We start from the raw sequence: 12,065 nt of genomic DNA on the forward strand, positions 1-12,065 counted from the left end.
GTAGTCACGTTGTGTACGTTTACTGCGGATTGCACCTGAGGGTTTCATAGATAAGTCTCCAAAGTGTCAACTTATCTCAGGACGGGACAGTTCTATAAATAAAAAAGCACGATGGGTATCGTGCTTTTTTTGTGCTCATTTTATCTACTCACCAACTAACATTTACTGGAAAAACGAGTTATAGGCAATCTCGTATTCCCTATAACATTCGCGTATTAAACCAGCCGGCATATCCTGATTTAACATTAGATTGGCGTAGCCTCATACTCTAATAAAATAACACCATCATTTGTTTTACCTTTGGAATTTACCCATGTAAAACAGTAGTTCTGGTCTAATTTAGTCGTAAACTGACTGGTCAATGCAGAGCGCTTATCTTCATCATATGCGAGTAATACCTTGCCATCTTGATGATAATGGACACTAAACAGCGTTTCCTCTGGTGAAGTGTAATTAAAACTCACTTTGTACTTGGCTGGAATAGCAACACAGGTTTCAACCATAGTGCCCGCTTTTTTCCTCATTAATAACTCCACCTGTGAACTAATAGGTTGGCTGTTATCAATTATCACCGCCGCCTCACTAGCATGGGCCCCCCCTGCGACTATGCCGTAACACAAAGCACCTGATAAACCCAATAGCAAAGAAACCAATTTCTTCATAATAATCATCCTTAACGTTGTTATCCTATTGTTAACTCTGTTGCTGCGAGCCTAAAATTGATATTGAATGCCTGCACCAAACAATTCACGACTTGAATCATCCAGTTCTACATGATTCCACTGTACTGAGAGCTTGAAGTGTTCAGTCAATGCATACTCTAACCCTAGTCCGCCATAGAATGAAAATCCATCTTTTTCACTCCCTACAACCCACTGGTTATCAATATCATAGGATTGATAGTCCGCTTGCCAGCGAAGGCCTCCGGCATATGCCAATACACTAAAATCTCCAGCAAAACGGTATCGATATCCAATATTAACTCCAAAGGCTGTGACTGACTCAGGGTAAAGTTGGCTCGCTTTAGCATAAAACTCAGTAGGATTATCAGTGACTCCCTTAATTCTGACACTCACCTCGCCTAAATCTAAATATTCGACCGTTGCGAACCAGTTATCATTAAAAGCATAACCAACACCTAACTTCCAACTTGTTGAGGAGTCATCGAGTTCAACAACTTTACCCGTTAATCCTTGATCCATAAGCGACTGATTAATATCATCACTACTATTTGAAGATTGAGTCCCACCATAAAACCCTGAGATAAACCAGCCACGATGAGTACTCTCTTCGACAGTGCCCTCCGCCAAGGCTTGTTGTGGCAATATTATTAGTAATAATGAGCAAGCTAGAGCCCTCACTACGAAAGGTGCATTTCTAACTAGCAAATCTCTGACTCTTTGATTCCTCAACAAACCAAGAATAAATAATATAAATAGTATATTAAGTGGCATAGCCCCTCCCGATGAGCCTCCCCCCTCTGTCAACACTTCTACTTCAACATTAGAGTTAGGGTTAGATGCTTGTTTCACTTCCTTAATCACACAACCTGTAACATGCACCATTCCATTAACGATTTCGTCGCCATCATTTACACCGCCATCCTCTATCACTAACTGTACACACCAATCTCCTGAATTGAGTCCTTCGGTATACAGATCAGACCCCGGCGGTGGACAATAACCCGCGCTTCCGGCTGCAGACATTAGTTTGTTATCAGCATTGCTTTCAAACTCAAACCAACCTTTATCATGAATAAATTGACGATAACCTGCATTTTCTGGCACAGGTTTGCGTTGCGGGATCACGATCTCGAGAGATTGGCTATGCTCCGACAATTCATGCGCTTCGATATTAAACACCCCGCCCACGTTTTCAAACGCACCAGAATGAATACCTTGCAGCCTGGCCTGAATATCTTCTTCGGCAACTTGGGCACCAAGATAGCTCCCTGAAATAGCATACCGGCCTAAACGACAAGCAACTCCCGGCTCACACTCCACTAAATAGGATTTAGTATTGATTAAGCGTTCTGGTAAGACATTACCTGCACTGATATTATCTAAGTAATATGGAATACCATCGTTATCAGCATCACCTAAGCCTTCAACATCATCTGCAATACCATCACCATCTGTATCGCCAGAACCAAGTGTCGGTATCGATTTTGAAACTCTCACTCTATGCTCACTAAAGTGGCTTAAATTTGGCTCTCCGTCATCAGTTACACTCACTCTCATGGTATATACCCCTTCAGCTAGCCCACTAGGGTCAAACAACCACTTATCTACTTGCGATATATCATCACTCTGTTGAGACGCCTCTGTCATCACACTTTCTCGAGCAGGCAGTCTTACGCTCTGAAGCTCACTATCCGTTAAACTCCAATCTAGTGTGTGGTTATTACTTAAATTCGGGTCGCTATATTCAGCATGAATTTCCACAACACCATCTACCTGAGATAAATGAGTTCGCATATCACCATTTTGATGAGAACTAAGCTGAACCTCTGGCGGTAAGTTATCTAACGTGATGGTGACGTAGTGTTCCTTTCTAACACCTAAGTTCATCTGTTCATCTAACTTAATCAATATCACTTCATTCTGATCAATATTAAACGTATTGAACTCGATGCTAGCCTCCTGTTGCCCAGCTTCAAACACCACCACACCATGACTTAAATCATGATGTTCTCCTTCTATAGCACTGCCAGAAACCTGATAAGCAACCGATAAAGGGTACTCCGGAGACACACCATTAAGATGAACAGAGACTTTCACTCGATTACCATGACTCACGACTTGATCTTGAGGTAATGAGATCAGCGGACGAACATAGATATTCTGCTCCTCCTCACTCATGTTTCCTGCAGCATCAACCGCTATCCAGAGCACTTTATGGTGGCCTGGCTGCAGCAATGGCTGTGACGATGCCAGTGAATTACTTAAGTTTTCACAGCAAACCGTTCTTACACTATCCACATAATCGAAGGCTTCTGCCTGACCAATACTTACCTCAGTAAATAATCCTGTGGCATCTATCCACAAGTCAGCAGGAATAATCAGCTCTGGTTCGACATCATCCAAATACAAGTCGCTACCGGCTAACCACTCTTCTAGATTACTGCGACCATCACCATCAGCATCGCTACCCGCGTCAGAACCATCAAATGGATCTAAACCTAACTGAAGCTCAATCGTGTCAGGAATACCATCACCATCAGAATCAAGTGCTTGAACATCGACATAAAATGGATCCAAACTCACATCTGCTAGGCCGTCGGAAACAGTGATAACAATAGGACCATAGTTGCCCACATCATCATATACAGGGGTACCCGTTATCGCCCCTGTTAATGGTTCAAAGCTAGCCCAACTAGGTAAGCCTGTAACCGTAAAGGTTAAGGCGTCTCCATCAATATCAAAACTATCTAGACTAAATATGTAAGCTTGTCCCTCAGTTAAGACCTCAGGCGAACTACCTGTTATTTCAGGAAGGTCGTTAACTGGAGAGACTTGCACACTCACCAAGGCAGGCTCTGAAGCCTGGCCTTTAGTGTCACTAACCTGATAAATGAAACTATCAGCGCCATTAAAGTCAGCGTTGGGAGTGTAAACTACACTGCCATCCATATTAACTTGCACGCTACCAAAGCTAGGTGCTGTCGTGATAACCACGCTGCTATTATCGATAACGCCATCTAAGTCCGTATCATTAGCCAAAATATCGATACTAACCGTGCTATCTTCTTCTAGCATCGCACTGTCGTCTTGTACTAATGGCGCGTCATTAATACTGTCAATACTGATTTGAACCTGCGCCTCACTGCTCGCTCCTTGATCATCTTCAACCGCGTAACTAAAGCTGTCTGGGCCATAGTAGTTATCATTTGGCGTGTACCGCACCAGACCGCCTGATAACACAGATACCGTGCCGTTTTCTGGCGTTTTAGTCACCACTAAGCTGGCTATATTAAGCGTACCATCTATATCACTGTCGTTACCCAGCACGTTGATATCGTTTACGCCATCTTCAACAAGCGCTGCAATATCATTTCTCAGCCTTGGCGCATCATTAATCGCCGTAATAGTTAGCTCAACCTTGGTTGGTTGAGAAACCGCGCCTTCGCTATCTTTGATGGTGTAGCTGAAGCTATCATCACCAAAGTAGTCAGCACTAGGATAATAAGTGACCTCTCCTTGCGCCCCAACTTTCACTGTACCATGGGAAGGCGCACTGAAAATTGTCACTGAATCCGTGTCTATTATTGAGTCTAGATCGGTATCATTAGCCGCCACATTCAATGTGACACTTGCATCCTCCGCTAATACGCCACTATCTGATACTGCGAAAGGTGCATCATTGATTCCTTGCACATTTAAGGTCACTAGCGTAGCTTGACTCACCGCACCACTTAAATCGGCAACCGTGTAACTAAAGCTGTCAGGCCCCATATAGTTACTATCAGGTAGATAGCTCACCACCCCATCAACAATACTGATTTGACCATGTAACGGCGTTTGCACGACTAACACAGAGCTGAGATCTAACGACGACCCTTTGTTGTCACCATCCATGTCATCGATATCGGTATCATTGGTTAATACCGCAATATCTAACATGATGTCTTCTTCAACCGTGGCAAAGTCAGGTTCCGGTCTTGGCGCATCATTGACTGACGCTACATTAATCATTACGGTGGCGATATTAGATACCGCCCCCTCAGCATCAGATACCTGATACCTTAGGCTATCGTTGCCGTTAAAATCTGCATTCGGAATTAACGTCACGATACCATTTTGTACACTCGCACTCATAAACTGAGGTTGGTCGACAATTACGGTACTCGCTGGATTAAGGGCAAACTCAACATCTGTATCGTTAAGCACTAATTCGAATTTTTTCGTGATATCCTCATCCATAGCGATAACGTCATCCTCAGCGACAGGCGCGTCATTCACCGCGACCACGTCAAGGTAAATCACCGCTTGAGCACTGCCTCCATGACCATCGCTAACACTATATTCAATACTGTCGCTACCATTGAAATTAGTATTTGGCGTATAGGTAATAGTGCCGTCATTATGATTAACACTACTGCCGTGAAGACCACTAGGTAAGCTGACAGTTAATGCATCATTATCCACATCACTATCGTTGTTCAGTACAGAGAAAGTCACTGCTGAGTCCTCTGTAACGCTGACGTAATCGTCTACTGCAACAGGGTTATCATTAATAGCATTAACGCTAATGCTTAGCTGCGCCGTTGCTTGAGCTCCATTACCATCATCAATGGTATAGGTGATGACATCATTGCCATTAAAGTCACTATTAGGGGTGTAAGTAATACTGCCACTCTTCTCAATAGTCACCACACCATTAGCCGCAGATTGCGCCGTCACAGTAAGTGCATCATTATCAACATCGCTATCGTTCGCTAACACCTCAACAGTCACACTGCTATCTTCATCCACTGTCACCAAATCATCGACAGCCACAGGCGCATCATTAACACCCGTGACAACCAAATTGATAACTGCACTTGCACTGCCTCCATTACCATCACTAATGGTGTAATTTAATGAATCACTACCATTAAAGTTTACATTGGGGATATATTGCACCATGCCTTTTGCAGTTACAGATGCAGTGCCATTCGCACTGCCTTGAACGACCACGGTAAGGGGATCACCGTCAATATCACTATCATTGACTAAAACAGCAATCCTGGCACTGCTATCCTCTTCCAGACTAACACTATCATTGACTGCAACCGGTGCATCATTTACTCCCTCTACCGTGATAGATAATATTGCCGAATCTTGGCCGCCGTAACCATCATCAATGGTATAGGTAATGGCATCATTACCATTGAAGTCGGCATTAGGCACATAAGTGATACTGCCATCAGCTTCAACACTAGCTTGACCATGAATAGGCTGAGCCACACTCACGCTTAAGGTATGATTTTCAGGATCTGTATCATTGATTAGCACAGCGTAATTAACGCTTGAGTCTTCGTTAACCCTGACATTATCATCTCTGGCAACAGGCGCATCATTAACGCTCGAAACTGTGACTGTAACATTAGCGGTATCACTACCACCTTGACCATCACTGATGGTATAACTAAAGTTATCAGTCCCAAAAAACTCTGGATTAGGCGAATAAGTTAAGGTTTGATTAACAAGACTCAATTGTCCATGATTTGGACTCGTCACGTTTAGGTTTAATTGATCACCATTTGGATCTGAATCATTGCTCAGCACATTAAGCACTGAAGTCGTGTCCTCATCAATAGTGAATGCATCATCATTCGCAACAGGTACGCCATTAACCGTTACCAATACATTAGCGCTAGCGACTGAGCCTATACCATCTGAAATCGTATAAGTTAATGTTTCTAAACCGCTAAAGGTTGGGTCTGGTGTATATGAAATCGTGCCATCTTGGTTAAGTACCACAGTGCCGTTGGGCGCAGTATATTGCGTAATCGTCAGAGGATCGCCGTCAGGATCAGAATCATTAGCAAGAACATCAATAGTAACGGCCTGTGCTTGTTGAGTGAATGCCGCATCATCTTGTGCAATGGGCGTTTCATTTACGATGACTAAATTAACCGGTGCCTCAGAGGTAATACCATTACTGTCTTTCGCGCTAAAGATAACAGCATAGGCTTTACCTAGCATGTCCTCTGACGGTGTGAAGGTTACCTCTATTGTCGCTGTACCTGTGGCAGGGTCTTGAGTAATGATACTGGTATTCCACACTGCAGGATCTGTCGAGGGAGGATTTAATACACTGAGGAAAGGCACATCAGGATCACCATTTTCATCTAAATCAACAGCCGTTATCGTAAATGTCGTAGTTTTGTGCAGTTGAATATATTGTGTTCCTGAAAGATCAGGGCCAAGATTAAACCCTGGAGAGGCATTATTGGGATCACTGACAATAAAGACAAAGTCTAATGGTGCTTTAGATTTAACCACACCGTTAATATCAAGATCCTCCAGTACCACGGCCGCCTGCCAACGGTTACTGGTTACTGTACTAGGGTTAGCATTATCGGTATAAGTCACCAGGTCACCGTTAGCTTTATCAGCGGCAAGATCCCAAGTAATTAGTCCTTCTGATGTCAGTTGCATTCCTTGTGGTTTGGCAACCTCAGCATTGCTATTTCCAGAGTAAAACTCTCGCTTTTCCCCCCAACGATACTGAATTTTATCGCCATCTTGATCGACACCCGAAATTTTCATGGTAAATAGATGATCATCTTGAACATAAACTAAAGACGATACCGCTGTAACTGGCGATGCGTTCGTCACCTCACCATTTACAACTGACGTGGTCACTTCACCACGCCAGTATGAATCATCTTGACTCATGGCAGGGCTTCTTGCATACGAATTCCAGGAAAGGGTGTAATCACCATCAGTCTGATATTGATGCACTATGCCCGGCTCGTAACCATTTGTTCCTAGGCTTACAACTTCTACTAGCGCGTCATTGGTTGCGCTGTCTTTCGAAAGTAATTGCACGCAAATTCCCGGTTGTCCTTGACCGTCTCCCCATGTGAAACCCGCTAAGTAATCATGGTCACAGTTAACCGTGCCTACAGGTGAGTTCACCAACTTATTCATAATATTATGATTCAAGGTATAACCAATTTGAGCCTTGAGTCGAACCTTGCCACTTTCACCCGCTATCGGTTCAACCGCCATTGTGCCGTATCGAAAATGATTCAAAGTAGCAGAATAAGAAGTCGGTAATGCGTCCAAGAATAACGAACGAGATTCGATATTTCCGACTTGGTACTCCAGCTCCCAGTTATGCCCTTGCTCCTCTCCTCCTGTCGTATCAGTAGAGGCTGCAACATCCAATTGGGTTAATTTTGCGACGAGATTGACAAATTTCGCTCCAGATATACCAGCAGCCAAATTACATCCATATAACTTTAAATCTGCCCCAGTGTTTAAACTAGAACCAATTTCAGTCATAAGTTCAGAACGCTGATTAATATAATCTTTATCTACCCATCTTCCCGACATAAATAGTGCGCCGTTAGAAGCATGGGAAACAATAGATAATTGTGACAGGTTACTTCTATCTTTAATAAAATTGTTAATCTGTACTAATGGTTCTTCTTCCGGGTTGAGAAAAACGATTTCGATTCGTTCACTTTGACTTACATGCTGCTTAAATTTTAAATTTAAGGCTTGGTAAAGTATATGAGGATCATGAACTGCAGGGTCGATAACTATTAATTCTGACTCAAGGAGAGCCTCTTTGACGACTTTAGTGTTAATTTCTTCTGCGTAAGCCTGTTGAAAAAAAACAGAGAAAACATTAACAACAATAAAGCTAATAACTTTTACATTAGCTTTTCGCATCCTTATAAATATAGGAATGTTTTTACCAATATAGCTTCGTATGAATAATGGCAACGAAAATAGACGATAAAAGTATCGGCATTGTTGTGCAAAAATAAAGAATATTAGTTGTAATTTCATCATTCACACCAAGTTGAAAAATAGAGTATTCAGCTTGCATGCATAGGGTGTACCACAAAAAATAAACACTAATAATCAAAGGCTTAATTTTACTCTAGTTCTGTTTTATGGGATTTTATTCAAGGTGCATAGCAAAATGCGAAGTCAAATAAGAATGACTAAAAGGTGAGAGAGTCGATCTGTGCTTCAATTGGGATCGATATTAATTAGAGAACAAGGTTAGGCATCTTGGTGAAGGGGATTATTGATTTATTTAACAAAGATAACTGATATAATCGGTTAATTTTAATTTATTAAACTAATTACATAAAGTTACTTACTTATTTCAAAGTTGGCGGCTATTTATTTTTAACAGTAAGGGAGGGCAACTTTTATCACCATGTAATAATCACTAAACCAATTAACGTAAAATAAAAACTAGTTAACTGCAATAGTGCCAACACTTAACAGCTAACGAATTACTTACTCCCACCCATTAAAACAAATATCATTCAAAAGAAAAAAACTTACACCTCAAATTAACCACTAGGACGATTAATACAAAAAACATTACAAAATCAAAAACAATCACGTTAGAAGCTTACTATTGCATTTTACCAAACAATAAGACTATTACAGTACTTATTATTACGCATGCTAACCTGCTTTAAAAGACCGTAAGTTTAAGTAATATGCTTCAAAACCATAACTGATAAATCCAGCGTGCCCCATAAAACCCCGTAACTAACCCTACGACCATGCCAATAACGAAAATACATGAACGTATACGTTTACGATTCAACTCAGATAGTAACGCATCAAAATCAGTATCATTGAGCGTATCTTCTGCCGAGACCTTATCAGACTTCATATATTGATGGCTCCTTGTCAATAGTCTACCTGAGAGTTAACTCTAATTTGTAGCATGGCTATAGTATAAACCAATTTGAGTGGCTAGCAGGTAATACATTTGGTGAATAAATGTTTCAACCCATTGGCTTATCCAATATTTAGACCTCATATCGTACCTGATACGGTACTAGCCACTCAAAATGGAGCTCTATTGTCATTATCTAGCGTTAGCTTTATAGCACCGTAAAACGGCATTGTTTTGATGCATTCGCAAGAACAATATTTTCAAGCATTAACTGCTGCTCCGTAAAAGACACCAGTTTGCTTATATGACCTTGAATCCGCGCTTCATTGATTTTGTCATGTGAATCAAAAATAAAGTGTACAATTAAAGTTTGATCTACTTTTGCAAAGTTAACTTGGTGGCTCAGCCATTTAAAGCCTGAGATCTCAACTTTTCCCAACTTACATACTGAGGTCAGCGCAATACGAATCGCGTTATCAATTTTCTTCTCAGTTTTGGTCACTAGTTTCCCCGTTTTATTACTCTTTTGTTAGCCATTATCCCTGGTTTATGACAATGAGCTTTTCAATAAATGCTTTAACCGCTGCTTGATCATCAAAGCTGAACGCTAAACCGTAATGGATCCCGTTAACACTCTTTTGCACCCGTTTTGGAAACCTTGTCATTTCAGAGTAATGGCAATATTGGTTTTTTGGGTTAACTCCGGCTAACTCAGCAAAATCTGTTTTAAATACTTCGTAGGCAGGACGGATCACGAGCTGAGGCTGCTTGCCATCAAGGTAAAGATAAAAAGGCTCTTTTAACTTAGGAAGCATGTACTCTGTGACTTTTTTAATCGTGAAGTTTGTTCTGCATTCAAGTTCGCTAAGTAGCGCAACCATCTCATTATGTTCTATAGCCAAAACCATGCCTTAATCCTGCAAAATTGAACCTAGATATTACCGCCTTTTTAAGGGAGTAGCTAAAGCTAATTCGACTATTTCAAACATAGAAAAAGCCGCGTTGCGATTGAACTTAGTGAACAGACACGGTACAACAATCAGTATCATTCAATAACAACATCATGCCTGTGAGCTCATTACCCTACTCTCAATCTTGTGAAAATAACAAATCCGCTATTGCTGCAGTGCTAGAGCAATGCTTTAACCAATCAAGCCAAGTACTAGAGGTCGGTAGCGGCACAGGGCAACACGCCGTATTTTTTGCAAAAATGCTACCGCATTTATTATGGCAAACCAGCGATCAAGCTGTTAATCATGCCGGAATTAATGCCTGGTTAGCGCAGGAGCCTAGCCCTAACTTGCGCGCGCCGTTGACCTTAGATGTCAGCCAAGACTGGCCAATAGCATTACTGGAAAAACCGCTAATCGATGCGATATTCACAGCCAATACTTTGCACATCATGTCTAAAGGTATGGTGGAAGACTTTTTTACGGGGATAGGTAAGCATTTGGCCAACAAAGGACAGTTTTGTGTATATGGTCCATTCAATTACCAAGGGCGATACTCAAGCGAGAGTAACCGTAATTTTGATAAATGGCTGTTTGAGCAAAACCCGCAGAGTGCGATCCGCGATATAGAATGGATTATGGCACTGGCGGCAAAGCAAAGCATGCAGTTAGTCACAGACTACCCCATGCCAGCTAATAACCGGCTATTACACTTTGAAAAGCACGCTTAGCTTACCGATAGATAAGGTTAACTACCGATAAGCGAAAGCCTCAAATAATCGTTAAACGGTTAATGACTGAGTTAAGATCTGACGCAGTTCACACAGGGTACTTACCTGATAATTAGGTTTGATCCCTTGTGGCTGCTCATCCCCTTGACTGTTCAGCCAACAGGTATGAATACCTGCATTTATGCCGCCTAAAATATCAGAATGTGGGTTATCGCCCACCATCAATACCGATGCTTTATCAGGGTTACCCATTAAGTTTAGCGCGTGGTTAAAAATTCCCACATCAGGTTTCGCCAAACCCACCTCTTCAGAGATCACCAAAGGCGAGAAACGATTACTTAATCCAACCTTCTGTAGGCGTACATTTTGTAATTCAGTAAAACCATTGGTAATAATGCCCATGTTAACTCGACCTGTTAAGGCATCAATCAGCTCCTGCGCCCCAGAAAGAAGCTGACAAATATCAGCCATTGCACTTAAAAAGCCACTATTTAGTTCTTGAGTTGAAACAGTCAGTTTTTGCGACCATTCTTCGAAGCGAATATTTTGAAGCTCGCTCGCCGTAAGTTTGCCATCTTGGTAATCAACCCAAAGTGGTTGGTTGACCTTTTGGTAGTGAGCAAAATCTTGACGGCTAAAATCTACGTCAAATCGTGAAAACATCAGCTGTAAGCCTTGAAAAGCATCAAAGTGAAACAAGGTCTCATCAGCGTCAAATAGTACCCATTTATACTGCATGTCTATCCTAATTAAATGAATACAGCTATTGCTGCTAATTTTATTTATAAATGTACTGCCCAGACAGGACAATCGGTAAGGAGCGCCAAGGTTAGCTTAGATAAGGGAAGGATGTCTAACAGCAATCCTTAAAAAGGCGTACTGAGCAGAGTTTTCTCTTTAACATTTAAAACTTGAAAATAAATATTGATAATTAGCAGCACTCTTAACAGTCTAAGTCATCAAAAGTGCTTAGTAATAAAAGCCGCCTAACAACTAAAAAGCATGATTATCGAATGCG

Annotated in this window: 7 protein-coding genes; 1 reads left to right on the forward strand and 6 read right to left on the reverse strand. The window is 41.6% G+C overall.

Annotated elements, in window-relative coordinates; translation table 11 throughout:
* Window positions 1-245 precede the first annotated feature (245 nt).
* The 5 genes from L2748_RS19810 to L2748_RS19830 all read right to left on the reverse strand — a co-directional run bounded on the left by L2748_RS19810 (window position 246) and on the right by L2748_RS19830 (window position 10,268).
* Window positions 246-662: a hypothetical protein gene (locus L2748_RS19810; RefSeq protein ID WP_220782396.1), complete on the reverse strand. Its 417-nt coding sequence runs from the start codon at window positions 660-662 to the stop codon at window positions 246-248.
* A gap of 51 nt (window positions 663-713) precedes the next feature.
* Window positions 714-8,510 carry an Ig-like domain-containing protein gene (locus L2748_RS19815; RefSeq protein WP_248957728.1) on the reverse strand — a complete coding sequence of 2,599 codons (7,797 nt, stop codon included), beginning with the start codon at window positions 8,508-8,510 and terminating at the stop codon, window positions 714-716.
* A gap of 676 nt (window positions 8,511-9,186) precedes the next feature.
* Window positions 9,187-9,360, reverse strand: coding sequence for a hypothetical protein (locus L2748_RS19820; RefSeq protein ID WP_220782393.1), 174 nt, complete (start codon window positions 9,358-9,360; stop codon window positions 9,187-9,189).
* A 214-nt stretch (window positions 9,361-9,574) separates the two neighbouring features.
* Entirely contained in the window at window positions 9,575-9,868 is a 294-nt protein-coding gene (locus tag L2748_RS19825; protein WP_220782392.1) for a Fis family transcriptional regulator, read from the reverse strand.
* 34 nt (window positions 9,869-9,902) lie between these two features.
* The gene (locus L2748_RS19830; RefSeq protein WP_220782390.1) at window positions 9,903-10,268 is read right to left on the reverse strand and encodes a hypothetical protein; all 366 of its coding nucleotides are present in this window, start codon (window positions 10,266-10,268) and stop codon (window positions 9,903-9,905) included.
* Window positions 10,269-10,435: 167 nt separating this feature from the next.
* Between L2748_RS19830 and L2748_RS19835 the strand changes: the two genes are divergently transcribed.
* On the forward strand, window positions 10,436-11,047 hold the full coding sequence (locus tag L2748_RS19835) for a DUF938 domain-containing protein (protein WP_220782400.1): 612 nt from the start codon (window positions 10,436-10,438) through the stop codon (window positions 11,045-11,047).
* A 51-nt stretch (window positions 11,048-11,098) separates the two neighbouring features.
* Here the strand turns inward: L2748_RS19835 and yjjG are convergent, their stop codons facing one another.
* Entirely contained in the window at window positions 11,099-11,785 is a 687-nt protein-coding gene (yjjG, locus tag L2748_RS19840) for a pyrimidine 5'-nucleotidase (RefSeq protein ID WP_220782389.1), read from the reverse strand.
* Window positions 11,786-12,065 lie beyond the last annotated feature (280 nt).

Origin of the sequence: Shewanella sairae, assembly GCF_023283535.1 — a bacterium.
Lineage (GTDB): Bacteria > Pseudomonadota > Gammaproteobacteria > Enterobacterales > Shewanellaceae > Shewanella > Shewanella sairae.